This window comes from Roseovarius sp. EL26 (genome assembly GCF_900327775.1).
Lineage (GTDB): Bacteria > Pseudomonadota > Alphaproteobacteria > Rhodobacterales > Rhodobacteraceae > Roseovarius.
Genome location: NZ_OUMZ01000007.1, coordinates 1,836,468 through 1,858,567 on the forward strand (window position 1 = coordinate 1,836,468; position 22,100 = coordinate 1,858,567).

Annotated in this window: 30 protein-coding genes; 9 read left to right on the plus strand and 21 right to left on the minus strand. The window is 53.6% G+C overall.

The genetic code is table 11. The features are described 5' to 3' along the window. Positions 1-171: 171 nt before the first annotated feature. The 3 genes from D9A02_RS16970 to D9A02_RS16980 form a co-directional block, all read right to left on the minus strand. Positions 172-1,278, minus strand: a complete 1,107-nt coding sequence (locus D9A02_RS16970) for an ion transporter (protein WP_162933117.1) — start codon at positions 1,276-1,278, stop codon at positions 172-174. A gap of 126 nt (positions 1,279-1,404) precedes the next feature. After that, positions 1,405-2,367 carry an SLAC1 anion channel family protein gene (locus tag D9A02_RS16975; protein WP_120502067.1) on the minus strand — a complete coding sequence of 321 codons (963 nt, stop codon included), beginning with the start codon at positions 2,365-2,367 and terminating at the stop codon, positions 1,405-1,407. Between the two features lie 25 nt (positions 2,368-2,392). Next, on the minus strand, positions 2,393-3,091 hold the full coding sequence (locus tag D9A02_RS16980) for a fumarylacetoacetate hydrolase family protein (protein ID WP_120502068.1): 699 nt from the start codon (positions 3,089-3,091) through the stop codon (positions 2,393-2,395). A 138-nt stretch (positions 3,092-3,229) separates the two neighbouring features. Between D9A02_RS16980 and D9A02_RS16985 the strand changes: the two genes are divergently transcribed. Further along, positions 3,230-3,919, plus strand: a complete 690-nt coding sequence (locus D9A02_RS16985; RefSeq protein WP_120502069.1) for a DUF1045 domain-containing protein — start codon at positions 3,230-3,232, stop codon at positions 3,917-3,919. Here the strand turns inward: D9A02_RS16985 and fosX are convergent. Further along, a complete protein-coding gene (gene fosX / locus D9A02_RS16990) occupies positions 3,895-4,308 on the minus strand; it encodes a FosX/FosE/FosI family fosfomycin resistance hydrolase (RefSeq protein WP_120502070.1) in 414 nt (137 codons plus the stop codon). The genes D9A02_RS16985 and fosX overlap by 25 nt on opposite strands. 110 nt (positions 4,309-4,418) lie before the next feature. Here fosX and D9A02_RS16995 point away from each other — a divergent pair, with 110 nt between their 5' ends. Next, positions 4,419-4,952, plus strand: coding sequence for a TetR/AcrR family transcriptional regulator (locus tag D9A02_RS16995; RefSeq protein WP_120502071.1), 534 nt, complete (start codon positions 4,419-4,421; stop codon positions 4,950-4,952). Further along, positions 4,949-5,347: an META domain-containing protein gene (locus D9A02_RS17000; RefSeq protein WP_367946755.1), complete on the plus strand. Its 399-nt coding sequence runs from the start codon at positions 4,949-4,951 to the stop codon at positions 5,345-5,347. The genes D9A02_RS16995 and D9A02_RS17000 overlap by 4 nt, the downstream gene beginning before the upstream one ends. Here the strand turns inward: D9A02_RS17000 and recO are convergent. From recO to era, 3 genes are all read right to left on the minus strand, one after another. Continuing rightward, entirely contained in the window at positions 5,335-6,069 is a 735-nt protein-coding gene (gene recO, locus D9A02_RS17005; protein WP_120502072.1) for a DNA repair protein RecO, read from the minus strand. The two genes, D9A02_RS17000 and recO, sit on opposite strands and share 13 nt — an antisense overlap. A gap of 98 nt (positions 6,070-6,167) precedes the next feature. Further along, entirely contained in the window at positions 6,168-6,500 is a 333-nt protein-coding gene (locus tag D9A02_RS17010) for a DUF1491 family protein (RefSeq protein ID WP_120502073.1), read from the minus strand. Beyond that, positions 6,497-7,405 carry a GTPase Era gene (era, locus tag D9A02_RS17015; protein WP_120502074.1) on the minus strand — a complete coding sequence of 303 codons (909 nt, stop codon included), beginning with the start codon at positions 7,403-7,405 and terminating at the stop codon, positions 6,497-6,499. Before era ends, D9A02_RS17010 begins: the two co-directional genes overlap by 4 nt. A 208-nt stretch (positions 7,406-7,613) precedes the next feature. Here era and D9A02_RS17020 point away from each other — a divergent pair, with 208 nt between their 5' ends. Beyond that, complete coding sequence (locus D9A02_RS17020; protein ID WP_120502075.1) at positions 7,614-8,999, plus strand: multicopper oxidase family protein; 1,386 nt, start codon at positions 7,614-7,616, stop codon at positions 8,997-8,999. Here D9A02_RS17020 and rnc read toward each other — a convergent pair whose 3' ends face one another. From rnc to folK, 9 genes are all read right to left on the minus strand, one after another. Continuing rightward, positions 9,000-9,677, minus strand: coding sequence for a ribonuclease III (rnc, locus tag D9A02_RS17025; protein ID WP_120502076.1), 678 nt, complete (start codon positions 9,675-9,677; stop codon positions 9,000-9,002). It lies immediately after the preceding gene. After that, a complete protein-coding gene (gene lepB, locus D9A02_RS17030) occupies positions 9,674-10,510 on the minus strand; it encodes a signal peptidase I (RefSeq protein ID WP_120502077.1) in 837 nt (278 codons plus the stop codon). Before lepB ends, rnc begins: the two co-directional genes overlap by 4 nt. 91 nt (positions 10,511-10,601) lie before the next feature. Next, positions 10,602-11,006, minus strand: coding sequence for a holo-ACP synthase (acpS, locus tag D9A02_RS17035; RefSeq protein WP_120502078.1), 405 nt, complete (start codon positions 11,004-11,006; stop codon positions 10,602-10,604). Between the two features lie 10 nt (positions 11,007-11,016). Continuing rightward, entirely contained in the window at positions 11,017-11,454 is a 438-nt protein-coding gene (locus tag D9A02_RS17040; protein WP_120502079.1) for an ABZJ_00895 family protein, read from the minus strand. Then, entirely contained in the window at positions 11,451-12,221 is a 771-nt protein-coding gene (locus D9A02_RS17045; RefSeq protein WP_120502080.1) for a pyridoxine 5'-phosphate synthase, read from the minus strand. Before D9A02_RS17045 ends, D9A02_RS17040 begins: the two co-directional genes overlap by 4 nt. Before the next feature lie 50 nt (positions 12,222-12,271). After that, entirely contained in the window at positions 12,272-12,928 is a 657-nt protein-coding gene (locus tag D9A02_RS17050; RefSeq protein WP_120502081.1) for a DUF2062 domain-containing protein, read from the minus strand. A gap of 25 nt (positions 12,929-12,953) precedes the next feature. Continuing rightward, positions 12,954-15,080 (minus strand): bifunctional (p)ppGpp synthetase/guanosine-3',5'-bis(diphosphate) 3'-pyrophosphohydrolase, encoded by a 2,127-nt coding sequence (locus tag D9A02_RS17055; protein ID WP_120502082.1) that lies wholly within the window; start codon positions 15,078-15,080, stop codon positions 12,954-12,956. A 30-nt stretch (positions 15,081-15,110) separates the two neighbouring features. Beyond that, a complete protein-coding gene (rpoZ, locus tag D9A02_RS17060; RefSeq protein ID WP_120502083.1) occupies positions 15,111-15,467 on the minus strand; it encodes a DNA-directed RNA polymerase subunit omega in 357 nt (118 codons plus the stop codon). 78 nt (positions 15,468-15,545) lie between these two features. Continuing rightward, on the minus strand, positions 15,546-16,112 hold the full coding sequence (folK, locus tag D9A02_RS17065; protein ID WP_120502084.1) for a 2-amino-4-hydroxy-6-hydroxymethyldihydropteridine diphosphokinase: 567 nt from the start codon (positions 16,110-16,112) through the stop codon (positions 15,546-15,548). A 144-nt stretch (positions 16,113-16,256) separates the two neighbouring features. Between folK and D9A02_RS17070 the strand changes: the two genes are divergently transcribed. From D9A02_RS17070 to D9A02_RS17090, 5 genes are all read left to right on the plus strand, one after another. Further along, positions 16,257-16,832, plus strand: coding sequence for an NYN domain-containing protein (locus D9A02_RS17070; protein WP_120502085.1), 576 nt, complete (start codon positions 16,257-16,259; stop codon positions 16,830-16,832). A 129-nt stretch (positions 16,833-16,961) separates the two neighbouring features. Further along, the gene (gene ispH, locus D9A02_RS17075) at positions 16,962-17,912 is read left to right on the plus strand and encodes a 4-hydroxy-3-methylbut-2-enyl diphosphate reductase (RefSeq protein ID WP_120502086.1); all 951 of its coding nucleotides are present in this window, start codon (positions 16,962-16,964) and stop codon (positions 17,910-17,912) included. After that, the gene (locus D9A02_RS17080; RefSeq protein WP_120502087.1) at positions 17,909-18,502 is read left to right on the plus strand and encodes a bifunctional 2-polyprenyl-6-hydroxyphenol methylase/3-demethylubiquinol 3-O-methyltransferase UbiG; all 594 of its coding nucleotides are present in this window, start codon (positions 17,909-17,911) and stop codon (positions 18,500-18,502) included. The genes ispH and D9A02_RS17080 overlap by 4 nt, the downstream gene beginning before the upstream one ends. Beyond that, entirely contained in the window at positions 18,495-18,962 is a 468-nt protein-coding gene (gene rnhA, locus D9A02_RS17085) for a ribonuclease HI (protein WP_120502088.1), read from the plus strand. The genes D9A02_RS17080 and rnhA overlap by 8 nt, the downstream gene beginning before the upstream one ends. Further along, positions 18,959-19,582, plus strand: a complete 624-nt coding sequence (locus D9A02_RS17090) for a trimeric intracellular cation channel family protein (RefSeq protein ID WP_120502089.1) — start codon at positions 18,959-18,961, stop codon at positions 19,580-19,582. Before rnhA ends, D9A02_RS17090 begins: the two co-directional genes overlap by 4 nt. A 5-nt stretch (positions 19,583-19,587) precedes the next feature. Here D9A02_RS17090 and D9A02_RS17095 read toward each other — a convergent pair whose 3' ends face one another. The 5 genes from D9A02_RS17095 to def (D9A02_RS17115) are packed head-to-tail and all read right to left on the minus strand — an operon-like array spanning position 19,588 to position 22,030. Beyond that, on the minus strand, positions 19,588-19,821 hold the full coding sequence (locus tag D9A02_RS17095; protein WP_120502090.1) for a GlsB/YeaQ/YmgE family stress response membrane protein: 234 nt from the start codon (positions 19,819-19,821) through the stop codon (positions 19,588-19,590). A gap of 10 nt (positions 19,822-19,831) precedes the next feature. Beyond that, on the minus strand, positions 19,832-20,074 hold the full coding sequence (locus D9A02_RS17100; RefSeq protein ID WP_120502091.1) for a hypothetical protein: 243 nt from the start codon (positions 20,072-20,074) through the stop codon (positions 19,832-19,834). Between the two features lie 12 nt (positions 20,075-20,086). Then, on the minus strand, positions 20,087-20,992 hold the full coding sequence (fmt, locus tag D9A02_RS17105; RefSeq protein WP_120502092.1) for a methionyl-tRNA formyltransferase: 906 nt from the start codon (positions 20,990-20,992) through the stop codon (positions 20,087-20,089). A gap of 22 nt (positions 20,993-21,014) precedes the next feature. Continuing rightward, positions 21,015-21,512 carry a peptide deformylase gene (gene def / locus D9A02_RS17110; protein WP_120502093.1) on the minus strand — a complete coding sequence of 166 codons (498 nt, stop codon included), beginning with the start codon at positions 21,510-21,512 and terminating at the stop codon, positions 21,015-21,017. Next, complete coding sequence (def, locus tag D9A02_RS17115; protein WP_120502094.1) at positions 21,512-22,030, minus strand: peptide deformylase; 519 nt, start codon at positions 22,028-22,030, stop codon at positions 21,512-21,514. The genes def (D9A02_RS17110) and def (D9A02_RS17115) overlap by 1 nt, the downstream gene beginning before the upstream one ends. Positions 22,031-22,100: the final 70 nt, after the last annotated feature.

Below are 22,100 nucleotides of genomic sequence, written 5' to 3' on the forward strand. Positions count from 1 at the left end.
CCATTCAATCTGGCGCAAACAATCGCCCGCCGTCTGCTTGGCTAATTTGTTGCCTCAACCCTGCGAGCTGACAAAGCTTCCGGGTTCGCTTTACTAAACTAGAAGCCTTACCTTTACACCAAAGACAAAAGCCTCACGTTTTAGATGGTGAACACCGCTTTGATAACGCGATCAAACCTCAAGGATCTTGGAATTAAACAACGTCACTTCTGTATCTACAGCGTGGTCCATATCATCGATGATCACCACCAACCCCTGAAAGACAAAGATCACCATCAACTGTACAAAAACACCTGTCAGCCCTGGGGCCGCTAACAGGACCAGAACGAAATACAGTTGTGCGATCCGGTTGAGCCATTTGTAAAACACCGGGTGAAACTCGATTTGTGTCTTGGTAAGAAACTGGCTTACCCTTGCCACAAGATTGTTGTGAAACGGCACATCAAGCGAAGGCCTGTCGATAATTTGTGCCCTAACGTCTGACAACAACACCCGCGTTCTGCTCTTCATTTCGGGGTAGCTGACCTCTTCATTCAAAAACTGGTCAATGCTGTCTCTCCACACTTGCGAGCCTTTCCAAGTATTGTCAGGTTTAAGGCGCTCAATATCTGCCTCGATCGCATCCAATGCATCCAGAGCTAATCTGTGCAGTTCAGAAATTTCAATTTGTTTGCGCTTGGCAATTCCAAAGGTAATGGCCAGTGCAATACCAAAAACCGAACCAACGGCCGTAACTGCTATCATCAAAATATTTCGATCAAAATAATCCTCAATACTGACACCGAACACTTCGGTGAGTTCTAACAAAAACACCCGCAGCCCAAGGTGCAACGCCATGACGCCAAACACTAAAGTCAGTACTGAGGCACCAAAAATGTCTACAACCGCATTCTGCATTCGCAACAGTTTCAGGATACGCGATAACCGCATCAGGCGAAGCAACGCTAGATATTCAAACCCATTGTCCGTAATCAACCCAGTGTATTGCAGCACCACAATCACCGAAGGTAGAATTGCCAGAAAGTCAATCGCAAGAAACAAAATCTCTCGCTTGTCTTTTTTCGCCACCAACAATCTGAGCAGAAAGTCAGCGGAAAATACCACAAGAATAAACAGTTCAATCGCCAACAATCGCAAACTGCCCATCGGCAATGCCAGCGGGAATTCATCCTGAATGAACAGATAAAATACCGACAGTATGATCGTAACGATCAATGTCGCCATATAGCGCCGCCCCCAGACGGTCACAGGCTGCGATAGCTCCCGTTGAAGCTCCATAATACGCGCCTTGGCCAATTTACTCTTTATCATCACCGCTATTTACATCTCTCACGTCATGATATTGCCAGCCTACCAGCCCCCACGCATCTTACCAACAAAAGCAGTGACCTATGAGCATTAGGTTTAGTCTGGCTGGAAAAGTTGCCCAGAAATCACCAGACGGATCGTATGGAATGCCAGAAAGCTAATAATCACACAAAGCGCAAAAAGCAGCCCCAATCCGATCACCTGATGCGGAATAGAGTCGGTTGCTGCTGCGTAGGTAAAGCTGGCGCTGGTTGCAGCAGCAATCGGGAACGACAGCGCCCAGAACGTCAGAGCAAAGGGCAGTTTCAACATGCGCGGTAATTGCATCGCCACGATCAGCACAAACAGATAGGTCACGTTCAACAAGATATGGGCAAAGGCGTCAACGCGGCCCATCAACCCGACCCACGCCAGAAAGATCAGAGCGGGTGGCGCAATCAACACTACCAGTGTGGGCTGCAGTCGCTCTGGCAGTGGGTCGTGAAAAATCAATCGATTCATCACCAATGACACAAGGATCAGCCAAAACATCAGCCCGGCAGAGATGAAAAACCAGCTGATCTCTATATAGCCCAATGGCACCCCGGCAAAGCTCACGATAACATTGCCCACGGTTGGAATAAACCACGCGGGGTTCAGATGCCCATGTTGAAACGCCCTTGCACTGATCCAGCCCGAGACCACGGCCAACGTCAGCACGCCTTGCAGCACCATGCCTGCCAACCACATCAGATGTGCCAGCCCGGCCCAGCTGTCCAGCATCAGCGCCGACAGCAACAAAAGCGAGATCGACATAGACGGGAACAGCGCCAGTTGCACCGGGTGGTTCCATTCATCCGCAACAGAACGCACGCAACTAGCCAACTTGATCAGGTAGAGCACCAAAAAGCTAAAGAACAATACCAACGTTAGCCCAAACACAGCCGTGGACAACACCCCGGTCAAACCCAGTACCGGTTCGGCCGCGCGCAATGCCATTGCCAATCCACTTAATCCCATGGTGATGGTGAACATCGCGATGGGGAAGTGTTCCAACCATTTCAAACGTTGCAGTGTCATTGAATTTTGTGCCCCAAACTCATTCTCATTCTGCAGCGATTTCCAACGCGATAGGCTCCAATCCGGTGATCATCCCATGCAATGTACTACCCGGCACCACAGGCCCGACACCCGCAGGTGTTCCGGTGTAAATCAGGTCTCCCGGCCCAAGATGATAATAACCCGAGAGATGCGCAATGATCTCTGGAACTGACCAGACCATATCACTCAGTTTGGCTTGCTGAGAGACCTGCCCGTTATGCCTCAACGTGATGGATTGATCGGCAATTGTTCCAAAGCTGGCCACCGGCGTGATCGGTGCGATCACGGCTGCATTCTCAAAGTCCTTACCCAGATCCCAAGGGCGGCGTTTTTCCTTACCTGCGGTCTGCAAATCTCGGCGGGTCAAGTCAATGCCACAGGCATAACCATAGACCACATCCATCGCCTGATCTGCTGTGACCTGAAACGCTGCTGAACCAATTGTCACAACAAACTCCATCTCATAGTGACAATCCTGAGTACCAAGCGGATAGGCGATCTCTGCGCCAGTATGGCAAATATTTGAGGGTGATTTTGTAAAGTAAAATGGTGCCTCGCGGTCCACCTCGTTGCCCATTTCCGCCGCATGGGCCACGTAGTTGCGCCCAACACAGAAAATACGCCTGACCGGATAGCTCAGATCCTCACCTACGATTGGGACCTCAGGGGCGAGTGGTAAGGGGAACAGCGTGGCGGCAGTCATGATCAGGTCTCCTGCAATTGGCACCTGCCCCGGTTATGCGGCGCTCTCCGCCGGTTGTCAAAACAGATCACCCCGCCATTGGCGTAAACACGAACTTGTGCGAAGAGAGGGCAACGCCCGTCACACTCAAGGCTATCAATGCAGTTTAAACGTTACGCAATCTATTACACCCCTCCCACAAGCCCTCTGGCGACATTCGGCGCTGGTTGGCTGGGATGGGACATTGCCCTTGGTCAGCTAAACCCGCACATCGATTGCCCGGGTTTACCCATAGACCTGCCAGAATTGACAGAAACACCACGCAAGTACGGTTTGCACGCGACCATCAAGCCGCCCTTTCGTTTAGCACCAGATTGCACTGAAGAGGGGCTTAAATTTGAGCTTGAGAAGTTTTGCCAACAAACTTCTGCAGTCAATTTGGAGGGTTTAACGCTCAGGCCACTAGGCCGGTTTTTGGCACTCACGCCAACCGGAGACACAAGCGAAATGCACCAGATTGCGGCGCGTGTTGTGCAGCAGTTTGATAATTATCGAGCCTCTTTGACAGATGCAGAGCTGGACCGCCGCCGATCTGGACGCCTGAGCGCAGACCAGGAAGAACGATTACTCAAGTGGGGGTATCCGCATGTAATGGATGGCTTTCGGTTTCACATGACCCTCACAGGAAAAATGCCCAAGAGGCAGCTGCCCCTTGTTCAAAAATGCCTCGCGTCATTGGCCGCACCGTTTGAGGCACCTTTAGAAATTGATGCACTCAGTCTGGTAGGTGAGGCGAAAGACGGTTTTTTCCACCTGATCACACGCTATTCGCTGGGGCCGCTCGCATAGCGTTGTAATCTTTGTGCCAACGTCCCGGTGTGTAATTCAAACAAGTGATTATCTGGCCCATAAAAATACAGCGACCGCCCTTCACCCTCGACCCGTGGACGAGGCGGACGCAATTCTAACCCCAATTGTTCAATTCGGGCCTGACGATCATCAAACTCATCCTCTTCGATTTGAAATGCCACATGATTGTACGTTTTCGTGGGCAAAGACTGCCCCCACATCGTAGCAACCCAAACATTTCCAATCAGGAAAAATCGCTCTTCTGACAGGGAAAACTGATCATCCCCACTTTGATAGACACAACGCGCATCAAATACCGTTTCCAAAATCTGTTGCATCCGGTTCAGGTCAGACACAACAAAAGTGATATGTGACAATCCGTTACTCATCTTGTTACCCTGCCCCAGCCAACGCCTTGACGATAGCCCTGATCAACTATTTCTCACTCACAATCGTTACTGGGGTTGCCGATCAACATACGCCTACGTATTGATTGCACATGCGAAACGCGAATGCCCAACGTCTTACTACAAAAGACTGGATCGACGCTGGCTTTGCCGCGCTCTCCACTGGGGGTCATGATTTCTTAAAGGCCGAACCTCTGGCACGCCGTATCGGCACCACCAAGGGGTCGTTTTATTGGCATTTCAAGGATGTGCCCACCTATCATCAAATTCTGTTGGAAGATTGGGAAAGCCGCCTAGCAACGCCGCCACCAAATTCAGGTACCAACCCTGTCTCGCAACTGCGCAGCTTCGTGCAGTCACTGGTAGAACAGTCCGCCCGTCTTGACGCTGCCATACGAGCTTGGGGCGCGGCATCGCCCTTAGTACAGGCCAGCTTGATGCGTGTCGATGAAGGCCGTTTGATGTACCTACAATCATTGCTGAGTCAAATTGGGGTGACCAACCCCGAAATGGCGCGCATCATCTATGCCGCAGCCATTGGCATGACGTCACTACCCGCGCGGGGCACCGCCACAGATCAAGACGCCATCGGTTCTTTGGTTGATTTAGTTTTGGCGCTCAGATGATGCTTTCGCGCGCTGTCCTCGCATTTGTCTTGCTCGCGGCTTTGACGCAATGCGCCAGTGACGAAACGCTCGCAGCTTATGGCGGTGCTGAGGCAACTTGGCATCTGCGCGACATTGATGGTGAACCCAGCCAAACAAACGCGACTTTGCTGTTCCCCGCACCAGGCGTGGTTTCAGGTTCCGGCCCCTGCAATAGCTACCACGGCCAGCAAACTGCGCCTTATCCATGGTTCGAAGCCAAAAACATCAGCACCACAAAACGCGCGTGCCCAGATCTGGCTGCAGAGGGGCGATATCTTAAATCACTCCGCGCGATGACCTTGTCTGAAATCGCTGGCGATACTCTCATCCTCAGCAATGATGCTGGGCGTGAAATGATCTTTCAGGCGCAGTGATTTTGCGCAAACCGGTCGACAAAGCGCTGCCGGGCATCAGGCAGAGGTTTATTGCCGATTTCCGGGGCCAAATGATTTTGTAGGAAATGCCCAGTGACCTCAAACCCTTGTGCGATCTCTGCATCCGGTGCCGGACCATGTCCCATCAGACATTGCGGCAGCGGCAATAGTCGATCCGCCCAGTCCCCTGCCCCTTTTCGCGAGACTGCCCTTCCTGTTCGGGGAGAAATGTAACTCAGGTCATTGGCTCGCGCTCCTTCGACCGCGCAAGACGACAGATCGAGACCAAAACCCATGTCTTCTAACAAAGCCAACTCCCACTGCAAGTAAGCCAATGGCCAGACCTCGCGCTGACCCAACAGATTGAGCAAAGTCTGAGTGCGTTCATACAGCCGCGCATGCACCTCACGCTCTGGCAGGCAAAACAAAAGCAGCGCCGTCACCGCATTCAACCCCGCAAGGCTCAACCGGTCATTCATCGATTGCGAAGCGCGCGACTGCTCCAATTCGGCTTGAAACGTGCCGATGTGATCCTCAAGTCGGGCGCGCCACATCAGATCAAGCTGCGCCCCGGGCTGCAACACCGGCGCCATTTTGCGCGACGTGCCCCCGCGCACCACGCCCGCATGACGGCCACGGGTCGGGGTGAACACCTCGATGATCGCGGCGTTTTCCCCATGCGTCCGGCTGGACAGCAATATACCTGTATCTCGCCACTCCATGCGCGGCCCTCAAAGTTTCCAGCATTGGATACCAGTTTTCAAACGCAGGCAAGCTGCATCACATGTCTCAAAATTAGATTAGCGCTGGGCGACACTGATTAATAAGCTAAACCCGATTGATCCAGCAAGTGCCGCCCTGCACGATCTTCGACCTCGATCACCCATAGGTCGGGATCAAAACTGCGCTGGCGTTTGATGGCTTCATCGACCTCAGTTTCAGCACCTTCGGACAGCACCATCCACTGGCGTTCGCCGCTCATCAAATCAAAACTGCGCTGATAAGCCTGCGCCTGTCCATCCAGCGTGTTCAGTTTGACCAAAACCGCGCCAGCCGTATTATCACCATGGGCGACAACAAAGGCCGGAATATCGGTCAGTCGTAGACGCGTCATATAGGCTTGCACCCAAAACTCCGCCGTCAGGCGACTCATGCATTGCCGTCCTTGAAGTTGAGTCCCATCTCAGAATACCGCTCGGCTTCATTGAGCCAGTTTGGACGCACTTTGACCTGACAGAACAAGTGAATACGGCGGCCAAGGAATTCCTGCAGTTCTTCGCGCGCGGCTTTGCTAACCGCTTTCATCGTCTCACCTTTGTGACCCAGAATGATGCCCTTATGGCCGTCACGGGCGACATAGATCACCTGATCAATTCGGGCGGACCCATCTTTGCGCTCTTCCCAGTTTTCGGTCTCAACGGTCAGTTGATAAGGCAGTTCCTGATGCAGGCGTAGAGTCAGTTTTTCGCGGGTCATTTCTGCGGCAATCATCCGCAATGGCAGATCAGCAATCTGATCCTCGGGGTAGAGCCACGGGCCTTCAGGCAGTTGCTCCGCCAACCAATGGCGTAGGACATCCACGCCGTAGCCTTTCTCGGCTGAAATCATAAATGTTTCAGCAAAATCAAACTGTTCATTCAGCTTCTCAGTCAGAGCCAGCAATGCTTCGGCTTTGACGCGATCGATTTTGTTGATCGCCAGCGCAACTTTGCGGCCTTTGGTGACATCACCCAGGCCCTCAAGAATACTTTGCACGCCTTCGGTGATGTCGCGATGGGCCTCGACCAAGAGCACAACCACATCCGCATCCGCCGCTCCACCCCAAGCTGCGGCAACCATCGCACGATCCAATCGGCGACGTGGGCGAAACAAGCCGGGCGTGTCGACAAACACCAACTGGCTCTCGCCCTCAAGCGCCACGCCACGAATACGCGCACGGGTGGTTTGCACCTTATGCGTCACAATACTGACCTTCGCCCCAACCATCCGGTTAAGAAGCGTGGATTTACCTGCGTTCGGTTCTCCGATCAGGGCAATAAATCCGGCGCGTGTGCTCATGTTTTCGGCTCCTGTGTTAAGCGCTATGCCCTACAGCAGTTTATCATAGCAGGCCAGAGGCCAATTTTAGGCAGCAAAGTCACAACACGCATTGCACACCCCTGAATATTCATGACACAATAGAGTGGTACGTTGGGCACCGTACTCTCATAAATCCCTGCCAGCCATACGCCAGCAGCCTGCCCACATCACCAACGAGGACACGGCTATGAACCGCCGCACTTTCCTACTGGGATCCGCTGCAATGGCAGGCACGACCTGTCTGGCGAACACGTTTCAGGGACGAGCTTCCCCAATCACATATGATATGACCATTCAGCCTGCGATCTATCAATTTGGCGCGCAGACCACTCATGGGTTGGTTAGCCTATCACCGGATGCGCCCCCGCCCGTAATATACGGCAAACAGGGCGTACCATTGTGCTTGGCAGTGACAAACTCCATGCCCGATTATACCGCGATGCACTGGCACGGCATGCGGATTGACAATCAGATGGACGGCGTCCCCTACTTAACGCAACTACCTATGGGTCAGAATGATCAATTCGTCTACGAATTCACCCCGCCAGATGCTGGTACTTATTGGTATCACCCACATTGCATGACTATGTCACAAATGGCGCATGGCTTAACCGGGGCCCTGATCATCGAAGAGGCAAACGCCCCTGAATTCGATGCCGATCAGGTGGTAAACCTACGTGATTTCCGCCTGAATGATGACGGCAGCCTTTTGCCATCCTACACCGCACGTGGAGCAGCGCGAGCCGGGACATTTGGCAACGTTCAAACTGCAAACTGGTATCGCTCGCCAAGTTACGACCACCCCTGTGGTGGGTTGGTACGGCTGCGTGTGCTGAACACCGATACCACCCGAATTTACAAACTGCACCTTGATACAACTGACGCCCGTATCATCGCTTGGGATGGCCACCCAACTGACCTGAACCTGCCGCTACCAACCCCCGAAGAACCGCTTCTGCTAGGGCCGGGGCAGCGGGTTGATTTTGCGGTTCAGATGCCATCTGGCGAAGGGGAATCTATCACGCTGATGGCAAAATTTCCCGGTGTCGCAGCACGTCCAATGGCGCAATTGAGGGCCGTGGGCAATGATTTGAGACGGGATCTACGTGACCTGCCCCGCCTGCCCGCCAACCCCGTTTCCATGCCAGACCTGAGCACGGCCCAGCCCCATGAGTTTATCTTTGGTTGGAGCCCGGAGGGCACAGCTCCAAATGACGGTTATTGCGGATCCCTCGGCTACACGTTCTGGTCCATTAATCGCACCCCGTGGTCGGGGGATGCGGCCAAAGGCACCGGCCCATTGGCCACGTTGGAACACGGCCGTAGCTATATCCTACGCCTGCGCAATGAGTCACCAAATCTGCATCCGATCCACCTGCACGGACTGGCGTTTGTGCCGCTGAGATCCAATCTGCGACAGCTACCGGCGCTGTTCACAGACACATTATTGTTGCTTAAGGATGAGATCGTGGACATCGCCCTTGTTGCCGACAATCCCGGCGACTGGGCGTTTCACTGCCATGTGATTGAACACCAAAAAACCGGGCTTGCCGGGTATATCAGCGTGGTTTGATCAGCCCAGGCTGGACAATAGCGCTTGCGCTGCGGCCTGCTCTGCCTGCCGCTTCGACCCGGCTGAGGCGATTTGACGTTCGCCAGATTTCAACCGCGCCTCTATGGTGAATTGCGGCGCATGATCGGGCCCTGAACGTGCCACCTGAATATATTCTGGTGGCGGCAATGCGCGCGCTTGCGCCCATTCCTGCAGGGCAGTTTTAGCATCACGCGCATCCGCTTTAACCGTCTTGACGCGACCTCCCCAGAGATGCAGCACGGTTGCTTTGGCAGGTTCAAAACCAGCATCGCGATAGACCGCGGCAATCACCGCTTCCATCGCATCCCCCAACAAGGCCAGCTTACGTCGCCCCCCTGACAACATCTCAGATCGGCCCAACTTAAGCACCTTGCCCAAATCAATCTCCTGCGCCACTTCAGCACAGGTTTCCTTGCGCACCAAGGCGTTGAACCGCGGTGCCAATTGCCCTTCGCTGGCGGCTCGATCATGTTCCAGAACTGCCTCAGCCATAACCAAGCCCAGAACGCGATCTCCAAGAAATTCGAGCCGTTGATTGTCATCACGCGTTGGCGATGACATTGACGAATGCGTAACGGCACGCACCAGTAATTCTGGGTCGGAAAATTCATACCCCAATCGCGCCTCAAAGGCTTTCAGATCAGCGGATAGTTTCACTCCAACCCCTTAAAGAAACGATCACCTCGCCATGTCCAGAAGAACAGCATTGAGCGACCCGCCGAAGAAAAGATCACCCGATCAGCACGGCCAACAAGGTTTTCATAGGGCACCATACCGACGCCGCCAACAGCTTGAGGGAAACGCGAGTCGGTCGAGTTATCACGGTTATCACCCATGAAAAAGTAATGCCCCTCCGGCACGACAAATACGCCCGTATTGTCAGAACGTTGAGTGCCGATATTCAAAATGTCGTAAGACACGCCATTGGGCAATGTTTCGCGCTCGCGTGACTTACGGCAAATAGCGCCCTCGGCGATCACCCGGTTTTCGCAGCGCGGGCGGGATCTGATCGGGCCTTGCGGTTCATAAATTTCTTCAAAGACGCCTGCGTCTTCGCGTTTGACCGCTTCGTCATTGAGATACAAGACACCGTCTTTCACCTGCACGCGGTCGCCCGGCGTGCCAATCAGGCGTTTGATAAAATCAGCGCCGGTGACAGGGTGGCGGAAAACAATGATATCGCCGCGCTCTGGTTCACCACCCATGATACGGGTGTTGTCGCCGTCCAAAAATCCACAGATATCGGCAGCATCGATGTTAACGCCAATACGTTGGATCCGAATAGTGGGACAGGACGCATAGGAATAGCCATATGCCATTTTGTTTACAAAGAGGAAATCACCGACCAGCAATGTGTCTTTCATCGACCCCGACGGGATCCAGAAGGGCTGAAACAAAATCGTGCGGAAAATACCGGCGATAATCAGCGCCCAAAAGACCGTCTTGATGGTTTCAAGTATCGCGCTGCCTTTTTTTTCTTCTGTCGCCATCGAAAAAATCTCCGTCCTCAATACAAGCGCTACATGCGGCGTGGCGCGTCAGGTGTCAAGTTGTGCGCCTGAACCTTTGTGTGACCTGTTGTCATCCAGATTTTGGCCGGGCTTCGATCACCACAAAAGCCTGCGCCCATGGGTGATCATCCGTCAACGTAACATGGATTATGGCTTCATGCCCGGTGGGGGTCATTTCGCTCAACCGGTCCGCGGCCCAGCCTGTAACCTGCATCATCGGTTGCCCCGTTTCCAGATTGGTCACAGCCATATCCTGCCAAGAGATCCCCATGGCCAGACCAGTGCCCAAGGCCTTAGAGCAGGCCTCTTTCGCGGCCCAGCGTTTGGCATAGGTGCCGACACTGTCACGACGGCGCTCGGCTTTGGCGCGCTCGGCTTCTGTAAAAACACGGGTTTTGAATCGGTCACCAAACCGTTCTATCGTCTTGCCGATCCGTTCGATATTGGCCAGATCGCTACCGATGCCCAAAATCATCTACGCCTCATCACTTTGATTTGTCGCGGTCTTGCATCAAGGTCAGCTGGTTACCAGCCCCCAAATTGTAAAAGAACCAGTTGCAGATCAGATAGCCACCAGCATAGATTCCCAATAAAATCAGAAACTGCTTTGACAAAGCCGGTGCGATGGCGAGTTTGGCAAATTCAGGTAGTATAGCCCCAGCACCGTAGGCCAGAACCACATTCAACCCAGTAGCTAATGCTGCAGCGATCCAAGCAAAGCCCCATACCTGCCCCGAGTTTGGTTTAACTTTTTGAGTCTTCGCCCACCTTTGCCCTTCGATCACGGCAGCAATCATCGCAGGCACCATCAATTGCGCAGACGATCCAATGCCACTGGTCACATTCTGTTTCAGCACTGAGACAAGCACCCCTGTGCCCAGTGCCGTAACCACGAAAACGCAGGCGTAACGTAACCAGATCATACAGCAGACCGATATTCGTCGCCGCGAGCTTCGTCCATCAGGCGGCGCATTTCAGCCATTGCAGGCTGAAGCCCCAAAAAGATCGCCTCACCAATAAGAAAATGTCCGATGTTCAGCTCCATCACCTCTGGGAAAGCCGCAATCGGCTTCACACAATCATACGTCAGCCCATGACCTGCGTGCACTTCAAGTCCTAACGAATGCGCATAGGCAGACATCTCGCGCAGCATTTTCAATTCGTGATCGCGTTCTTCAAAACGCCCTTCGGCATGGGCATCACAATATGCTCCTGTGTGCAGCTCAATTACCTCAGCCCCAATACGGTGTGCAGCTTCGATTTGTTTGCGGTCAGCCGCGATAAAAATCGACACCCGGCTGCCGGCTTCACGCAAAGGCGCTATGAAATGTGCCAGACGGTTCTCCTCGCGCGCCACTTCCAGCCCGCCTTCAGTTGTGCGTTCTTCGCGTTTCTCTGGCACGATACACACCGCATGCGGCTTATGGCGCAGGGCAATGTCCTGCATTTCTTCTGTGGCGGCCATCTCAAAATTCAGCGGCACGCTCAGCGCATCCATCAAACCATCAATATCAGCGTCTGAGATATGACGGCGATCTTCACGCAGGTGCGCAGTGATACCATCCGCACCCGCAGTTTCAGCCAGCTTGGCCGCACGAACTGGGTCAGGATACATCCCGCCGCGCGCATTACGCACCGTAGCCACGTGATCGATGTTGATCCCAAGTCGTAGATCACCCAAGCCCTGCATATTCTTTCCTTCCCTGCCAAGTGCCTAATTCTGGCCGAATCTCTTGCAGACTAGTCCTGTTTCGTCCGTCCGTCAGCCTTGGAAGCGGCTTTTTCTTTCAGGGCCGCAAGTTTTGTTTTTATCACGCCCTTGCGCCGTTTCTGATAGGCCTGAATCAAGGGCAAGCTGACATAATATCCTGCAAAAGCAGCGATCAATCCGGGGAGAATTCCACCGACCAGATAGGGCAAGAAAATCTCGTGATAAAATTCTGACAGGCGTGTCCAGTCAGCATTGGCTTCCGTTATTCCCGCCCAGATGTTCCAAAAAAATTCCTTGATAGCTTCCCAAAAAATCCGGGCTAGCCCCTCGTCCACTTCCGTCGGCATCGGGCGACCCAACACATAATGCCCAAATCGCAGGGAAACGGTGACAATGACAGGAAAAGTCAACGGATTGCCTACAAAGGTAGATAACAACGACGCAACCAGATTGCCGCGAATAAGCCATGCCAGCCCAGCTGCCAGAAAGAAATGTAGCCCAAAAAATGGCGTGAAGGTTACGAGAATTCCAGAGAAAATACCCCGCGCAATTCGATGTGGCGGATCAGGTAGACGTCGTACCCGGTGTTTTACATAGTGAAAGCCACGCGCCCAGCCGCCTTTAGGCCACACGAAATCTGTGACCGCTTTCCACAGGGGACGTTTGTCTCGTCTTTTGAAGACCACTGAGGGGCTCCTGGTTGATTACTTGTTACTCGTCCCCGATCCGATTCGGATCTCGGTGACGCTCAACAGCTGCTACATGGCTTTCTGCATCAAGTGTAGACATCACGCTATGTAAATGTTCCGCATCGCGTATTTCGACATCAATCAACACGCGGTGAAAATCTGTTTTTCGATCAAGAAAAGCCAGGTTTGCGATATTGGCCTTTTGTTCGCCGATCAGAGTACAAACCCGCCCTAATACACCAGCATCATTACCGATAGTGACATCAATCGATACATCGTAAACTGGTGGATGCGTCCCCGCATGCCAATGGAGATCCAGCCAACGCTCGGGCTGTTCCTCGTAGTTGGACAAGTCTTCACAATCAATTGCGTGTACCAAAACACCGCGCCCGCGATAGGTAATCCCAACAATACGTTCCCCCGGCAGCGGTTGACAGCAGCTGGCACGCTTGAAGCTTTGATCCGCGCCCAGACCGATCACAGCGCGATCCAAACGCACCTCAGCCCCATCGACAGGTGCCAGATCAGGATAAACTGAGCTTAAAACCTGATGTGCTGTCAACTCAGCGCTGCCCATCCGGGCCAAGACCTCATCACGGTCTTTAAGACGCAATGTTTTGGAGGCAGTGTCCAGCGCCTTATCAGTCGCCTTTTTGCCAATATGTTCGAACGCGGACCGTGCCAGCTCACGACCAAGCTTAATATAGCGATCACGGTCCAATTCCCGCAGGGCACGACGAATCGATGAGCGCGCCTTGCCGGTCGTCGCGATATCCAGCCAGGTTGCCTGTGGGGTTTGGCCATCAGCAGTTATCACCTCGACTGACTGGCCGTTTTTAATTCGAGTCCAGAGTGGCACGCGCATATGATCAATCTTGGCACCAACACATGCATTGCCGATCCGCGTGTGGATCGCATATGCGAAATCAATTGGCGTCGCCCCGCGCGGTAGTTTCACCACTGCGCCCTTTGGGGTGAAGCAGAACACCTTATCGGCGTACATCTCTAGCTTGACCGCCTCGAGGAACTCCGCGTGGTCATCCTCAGCGTCAAACTGCTCGGTCAGACTGGCAATCCAGTTTGCAGGATCTACAGCAAACGGGTTCTTACTGCGCACACCGTCGCGGTACGACCAATGCGCCGCAACTCCGGTTTCCGCTACGTCGTGCATTTGCCGGGTTCTGATTTGCACCTCAACACGGCGCGCATTGCGCCCACTGACGGTTGTGTGAATAGACCGATAACCGTTGGATTTGGGTTGGCTTATATAATCCTTGAACCGCCCCGGCACAGCACGCCATCGTTGATGGATTGCCCCCAGAACGCCATAACAATCCCGTTCCTGACGCGTGATCACCCGAAAACCATAGATGTCTGACAGGCGGGAAAAACCCATGTCTTTTTCCTGCATCTTGCGCCAGATTGAATAAGGTTTCTTGGCGCGGCCAAACACTTCGGCGTCAATGCCAGCCTTGTCCAGCTCATGACGCATATCGTTGGTGATCCGGGCAATCACATCACCGGTTTCTTTCTGCAACGTAATAAAACGTCGGATAATGGATGCACGGGCCTCGGGGTTGATCACCCGGAATGCCAGATCCTCCAGCTCTTCGCGCATCCACTGCATCCCCATGCGCCCGGCAAGCGGAGCAAAGATATCCATGGTTTCGCGGGCTTTTTTTAGCTGCTTTTCCGGCCGCATCGCCTTGATCGTACGCATGTTGTGCAAACGGTCAGCCAGTTTGACCAAGATAACCCGCATATCCTTGGACATCGCCATGAACAGCTTGCGAAAGTTTTCAGCCTGTTGGGTTTCGGTGCTAGAGAGTTGTAAATTAGTCAGCTTAGTCACGCCATCGACAAGATCAGCCACGTCCTGACCGAACTGTTCCGTCACTGTCGCATAAGACGCGCGGGTATCTTCAATGGTATCGTGCAGTAATGCCGTAACGATCGTCGCATCGTCCAACCTTTGTTCCGTCAAGATCGCGGCAACAGCGACGGGATGACTAAAATAAGGTTCACCCGAATGGCGAAACTGCCCTTCGTGCATATCGCGACCGTAATCATAGGCCGCGCGAATAAGTTTTTCATCTGTTTTTGGGTTATAGGCCCGGACCAGCTCAATCAGGTCATCAACGGCTATCATCCGGCCTGTACCCCGCCCGCTGGGTCAGGATTATCCCTGACCTTGAGCTTCCATCAGCGCCCGAAGCAATTTCTCTTCGGACATATCGTCTTCGGCTGGGGCTTCTGGCTCACCCCCGCCCATCAGCAGAGCCATAGAATCTTCTTCAGGCTCATCAACTTCGATCTGAGTCTGATTCGATTCGATCAAACGCTCGCGCAGATCTTCGGCAGATTGGGTTTCATCCGCAATCTCACGCAGCGAAACAACGGGGTTTTTATCGTTGTCACGATCAACGGTCAGTGGCGCTCCGGCCGAAATTTCACGTGCGCGATGCGCGGCAAGCATCACAAGGTCAAACCGGTTTGGAACCTTATCAACGCAATCTTCTGTGGTAACGCGGGCCATCAGGACCTCTCCCATAGGGCAGACAATTATAGAAGGGCGATATTTAAGGCCATAAATTTGGATTTACAAGGGGCGAATTCACAAAGGAACCACATCTGAGATCTCGTCTTGAGGCAGCGCAGACAGCATCTTGGCCACAGTTGTGCCAGTCATGGGGTGCACCCAATCCGGGGCCACATCCGCAAGTGGAACAAGTACAAAGGCGCGATCCTGAAGGCGCGGATGAGGTAAGATCAATTCCTCGGGTGCCTGCCGCATCTGTTCGTCCAGTGGCAAATCACGCCAGTGCTTTTGCGTTTTTGAATTTGGCAAAACCAAACTTCCGGCTGCAATCAAGTCCAGATCCAAACTCCGCGTGCCCCATCGCTGCAGCCGTTTGCGGCCAAATGCGTTTTCAACCGCATGTAACCGCCTTAGCATTTCATCCGCGGTACCACCAAAATGCAGCTGCGCTGCTGCATTCACAAAATCCGGGCCAGCACCTTTTGGAAAACATGACGTACGGTAAAAGCGGCTTACCTTTGAAATAACAACACCTGAACTTTCGAGCTCAAAAAGCGCCATCTCAATGGTTTTACTTATATTTTCGGGTATCTCGTCTTGATTCCCACCTAAAGCGATCAAGAATTCTTGTAAATCATTCATCGCGACCTATCCTTTTGCTCAGGAACACTCCCCTTGCATAATAGCATCTGAAATTCTAGCTTAACCAAACAGATCTGTTCGTTTTATTGCCACTCACATATTTTCACGACGAACGGATTTATGACTTCGGAAGGATGTTTAAAAATGTTTTATAAAGACGAACGGCTGGCGCTGTTCATTGATGGATCAAACCTTTACGCGGCTGCAAAGGCACTGGGTTTTGACATCGACTACAAGCTTCTCCGGACAGAATTCATGCGTCGCGGCAAACTGGTACGCGCATTTTACTACACCGCTTTGCTTGAAAACGACGAATACTCTCCTATTCGCCCACTGGTTGATTGGCTGAACTACAATGGCTTCACAATGGTGACCAAACCAGCCAAAGAATACACTGACAGCCAAGGCAGACGCAAAGTCAAAGGCAACATGGATATCGAACTGGCGGTTGATGCGATGGAACTCGCACCACGTGTCGATCATATTGTGCTGTTTTCTGGTGATGGGGATTTCCGCCCACTGATCGAAAGCCTGCAACGCCAAGGCGTCCGCGTATCGGTTGTTTCAACCATTCGCAGCCAACCCCCAATGATCTCGGACGACCTGCGCCGTCAGGCGGACAATTTCATCGAGCTGGAAGGCTTACGCGAAGTTGTTGGGCGACCACCGCGTGAAAATCAAGGCGAAAGAGAAGTTCTGTTCGAAAGCCACGGCACTTAAACGTAGCTTTGGATACAATTTGCAAAAACGCCCGCAGCTCACGCGGGCGTTTTTGTTTGAGAGACACACCACCCTGCCACTGGACGCGCGCAGCAAGACAGCTTACCTCTGCCCTGACAGGAGGGCCCTATGACGAAACCATCGCTCAGGCTATATCTGGCCGCGCCACGTGGCTTTTGTGCCGGTGTTGACCGCGCCATCAAAATTGTAGAGATCGCCCTGCAAAAATGGGGCGCACCGGTCTATGTCCGCCACGAGATCGTGCACAACAAATATGTGGTCGATGATTTGCGTGCCAAAGGCGCAGTCTTTGTCGAAGAGCTGGATGAATGCCCCAGCGATCGCCCGGTGATCTTTTCCGCCCATGGCGTGCCCAAATCGGTCCCTTTTGAGGCCAGCCGTCGCGAGATGGCTTTTGTCGATGCCACCTGCCCGTTGGTTTCCAAGGTACATATCGAGGCCGAGCGCCACTATGACGCTGGGCTACAGATCATCATGATCGGTCATGACGGCCACCCCGAAACCATCGGCACCATGGGGCAGCTTCCGGATGGCGAGGTTCTGTTGGTTGAGACCGTCGATGATGTTGCCGCCGTTACCGTGCGCGACCCTGACAAGCTGGCTTTTGTGACGCAAACGACCTTGTCAGTTGATGATACAAAAGGCATCGTTGCCGCGCTTGAGGCTCGCTTTCCCAGCATTCGCGGCCCCCACAAAGAAGATATTTGCTACGCCACCACAAACCGGCAAGAGGCGGTCAAAGCCATAGCGGAAAAGGCTGATGCAATGCTGGTTGTTGGTGCGCCAAACTCGTCCAACTCGCGCCGTCTGGTGGAGGTCGGTTCCAAGGCGGGTTGTTGCTATTCGCAACTGGTGCAACGCGCCTGTGATATCGACTGGCGCGCGCTTGAGGGCATCACTAGCATCGGCATCACCGCAGGTGCATCTGCCCCCGAAATCCTGGTGGACGAAGTTATCGATGCGTTGAAATCCCGCTATGATGTGCAGATCGAACAGATCGAAACCGCCAAGGAAAGTGTGCATTTCAAAGTGCCGCGCGTATTGAGGGAAACCGCATGAGCAGTGACCCTGAAACCGTCGGCATTTATAATGCCAAAGCTGCGGAATATGCTGAACTGGTGACGACAGATCATAATGATCCACAGCTTGAAACCTTTGTTTCCAGCCTGCCCAAGGGGTCACATATTCTTGACTTGGGTTGCGGCCCCGGATTTGCATCAGCTTTTATGGCGCAAGCGGGTCATCACGTCACAGCAACAGACGCGAGTGCCCAAATGGTTGCAATGGCAGCAAAGCACACTAATGTCACAGCCCACGTTGCCAGTTTTGACGACATCACCGGCACAAATCTGTATGATGGCATCTGGGCTAATTTCAGCCTGCTACATGCGCCACGTCCTGACATGCCTTGCCATTTGGCAGCACTTCGTCAGGTTCTGAAGCCCGGCGGATTGTTTCATATCGGTATGAAAACCGGTACCGGAATGCACCGCGATGCGCTTGGTCGAATGTACACCTATTACACCGCCGATGAATTACACGGCCTTTTGAAATTGGCAGGTTTCACCCCGTTTTTCAGCACCACGGGGCGCGACAAAGGCCTTGATGGAACACTGGCCGACTGGGTTACGATTGCTGCACATGGTTAAGCTATACGCATACACAGATGGCGCCTGTTCCGGAAATCCCGGCCCGGGCGGTTGGGGCGTTTTAATGCGCGCCACAAAAGATGGCGAAATCGTTAAAGAACGAGAGTTCAGCGGTGGCGGGGCCGACACCACCAACAACCGGATGGAGCTGATGGCCGCCATCAGCGCGCTAGAGGCACTGGAGCGTTCCAGTACCATCACCATCGTGACCGACAGCTCTTACGTCAAAGACGGTGTCACTAAGTGGATCCACGGCTGGAAGAAAAACGGCTGGAAAACCGCCGCTAGGAAACCAGTCAAAAACGCCGAACTTTGGCAACAGCTAGACGCGGCTCAAGCCCGTCATTCGGTAGAATGGGAATGGGTTAAAGGCCACGCAGGTCACCCCGAAAATGAACGCGCTGACGAGCTGGCTCGTGCGGGCATGGAGCCATTCAAGCCACACAAGGTAAAGAAATGACCACGCTGGCGTTTCTGGACTACGCCTCGGTTCTGGTATTTGCGCTGACCGGCGCACTGGTCGCCAGCCGCGCGCAACTGGACCTGATCGGCTTTGCCTTTATCGCCTGCCTCACGGCGGTGGGCGGCGGCACAATCCGCGATGTATTATTGAATCGGGATCCGGTGTTTTGGATCGGCAATCCCAATTACATCATGATCGCCTGCGCCGCAGCCCTGTTGATTTTCTTTACTGCCCCCTTAGTCGAAAGCCGCTATCGCTGGTTGCTTTGGCTCGATAGCTTTGCCTTTGCCATCGCCGTGCCTGCAGGCGTTGTACTGGCGATTGACATGCAACAACCTGCTTTGATCGTGGTTTTGATGGGCATCCTGACCGGTTGCATGGGTGGCTTGTTACGCGATGTTGTGTGCAACGAAGTGCCATTGGTTCTCAAACAAGGGGAGCTTTACGTCACCGCCGCGCTCACGGGTGCACTTGTGGGGTTTTGGGTCAACGTCGCAACTGGGGATATCAAATTGGTCATGATATCATGCGCTGGAGCAACGTGGATCCTGCGCGCTGGGTCGCTCGCTTTCGGCTGGCAACTGCCAACCTACCGCAGCCGCCCGCCACGCATGTAACTCAATCAGCTCATGTAGGTTTTCCATAGCCAGATCAGCAACATCGCACCCAGCACTGCGCCAACCAATCCCGACAATGCCCCAAGGGTGCTCAGCAACAGGCGCAAGACTAAACCACCCACCAAGGCCCCCGCCATACCGATCGCAACTGTAGGCAAGATACCGGTTTCCATTTTCATCAGCCGCGTGGCCAGAAACCCGGCAGCCGCCCCAACAATTAACAGCATGATAATGGACATACGCGCCTCCTTATTTGCGTTTACGCCAATGGGTTGGCACAATGATCAACGCCCCGATGGACGATAAGATCGCATCCACCCCCGGCGCACCAAATTTCACCCCAAACATGATCCGGACAAAATAAAACAAGAATGCGCCACCAACGCATATGATGATCGATGGAAGATATCCATTGTGGGTAAAGCGGGATTTCTCGGCCACATACCCAACAATGCCTGCAATCACTACGGTCCCGAACAGATGCAGAAACATGCCTACCCTCGCTTACAGTCGCGCGCCCTTGATCAAGGGCGTCCCGCGCAAAAATGTTTTCGCATCCTGCGCGCCCCGACCCGCCCGTTGCAAGCGCAAAATCTGGACCGCACCACGGCCGCAGGCTACGGTCAGCAGCTCATCAAGTAATGTTCCCGGCGCGCCACAGCCTTGTGTCCGGCGTGAGGCCAGCAGTTTAAGCCGCTCACCGCCATGTTCCACCCAAGCCCCCGGAAACGGCGACAACCCGCGAATATGTTGATCTACCTCTGCCGCTGTCCAGCCCCAGTCCAGCTTGGATTCGGTCTTGTCGATCTTGGCGGCATACGTGACACCCTCTTGGGGTTGTGGATCTGGTGTTAACGTCGTGATCCCAGCCAATGCCTCACCTATCAGCGCCGCGCCCATCTCGGACAAGCGGTCATGCAGTTGACCGGTCGTTTCCTCAGCTTCGATATCGGTGGCCTGCCGCATCAGTACCGGCCCAGTATCCAGCCCCTCTTCCATCTGCATGATGCAGATGCCCGTCTGCACATCCCCAGCCATAATAGCACGGTGAATTGGCGCGGCCCCACGCCAACGCGGCAACAGCGAAGCGTGAATATTCAAACATCCCAGCCGGGGTGCATCTAAAACAGGTTTCGGCAGGATTAACCCATAGGCCACGACCACCGCCACATCAGCATTCAGCGCGGTAAATTCGGCCTGTTCATCGGTGCCTTTCAGGCTGATCGGGTGGCGCACATCCAAACCCAACTCCAGCGCGCGGGCGTGAACCGGTGTTGGACGGTCTTTTTTACCCCGACCAGCAGGGCGCGGGGGCTGACAATAGACGGCCGCAATCTCGTGACCATCCTGTATCAACGCATCCAGCACTGGCACAGAAAAATCAGGCGTTCCCATAAAAACAATACGCATGCCATCCCCCGTAGGGTGAGTGTTAACTCACCATTTTCTTTGCCTTGCGCAGCAGGATATCGCGCTTCACCTTGCTCAGGTGATCAAAATACATCCGGCCATTCAGATGGTCGACCTGGTGCTGCACGCTTGTGGCCCAAAGCCCAACAAAGTCACGTTCTTCCATCTCACCCTGATCGTTCATAAATCGCACAGTCACGGCACGTGGGCGTTTAATTTCAGCTGAAACACCAACCAGATTGGGGCTGGCCTCTTCATGCGGACGCAATTGGGCGCTGGCATGCAACACCTCGGGGTTGGCCATACGCACAACCTGACCACGTTCGGCACTGGCATCAACCACCGCCAATCGCTGCATCACTCCGATCTGCGGCGCGCCCATGCCCACACCGGGCATGGCCTCCATCGTGTCGATCATGTCTTGCCAAACTGCGCGCACTTCATCCGTAATCGTATCGATCGGAGACGCTTTGGTCCGCAATCGTTTATCCGGCCATGGCAAGCACCTGCGCACGGCCATCAGCCGCGCGCCTTTTCGCGTTTGTATTTTTGGCTTTTGCGAGTGATTAGCTGTCGTTTCATCGGCCCTAGATGGTCAATGAACAACTTGCCATTCAAATGATCCAGCTCATGCTGAAAACACGTCGCCCACAACCTGTCAAACGTGGCTTTCTGTTCGTTCCCATCACGATCCATCCAAAGCACGTCAACTTCGGCCGGGCGGGTCACTTCGGCGTATTGTTCCGGGATAGACAGGCAACCCTCTTCATAAACATTCAGTTCGTCCGAGGACGCAACAATCTCAGGATTGAACATAACCATCGGTTGCGGATCTTCTGTATCGTCTTTGGCACAATCAAGCACAAACAGGCGTTGCAAAACGCCTATCTGCGGCGCCGCCAACCCTACACCGGGAGCGTCATACATGGTTTCCAACATATCATCGGCCAGCTTGCGCAGCTCATCTGTCAGATCAGGAACCGGGGCGCAAAGCTTTTTCAGGCGAGGGTCGGGGTGAATAAGAATAGGCAGTATCATGGGTGTCATTTAGGCGATCATTGATCATTCCGCAACGCCCCTTGCACCCGGCTTGAAATCCGTTAGCTTG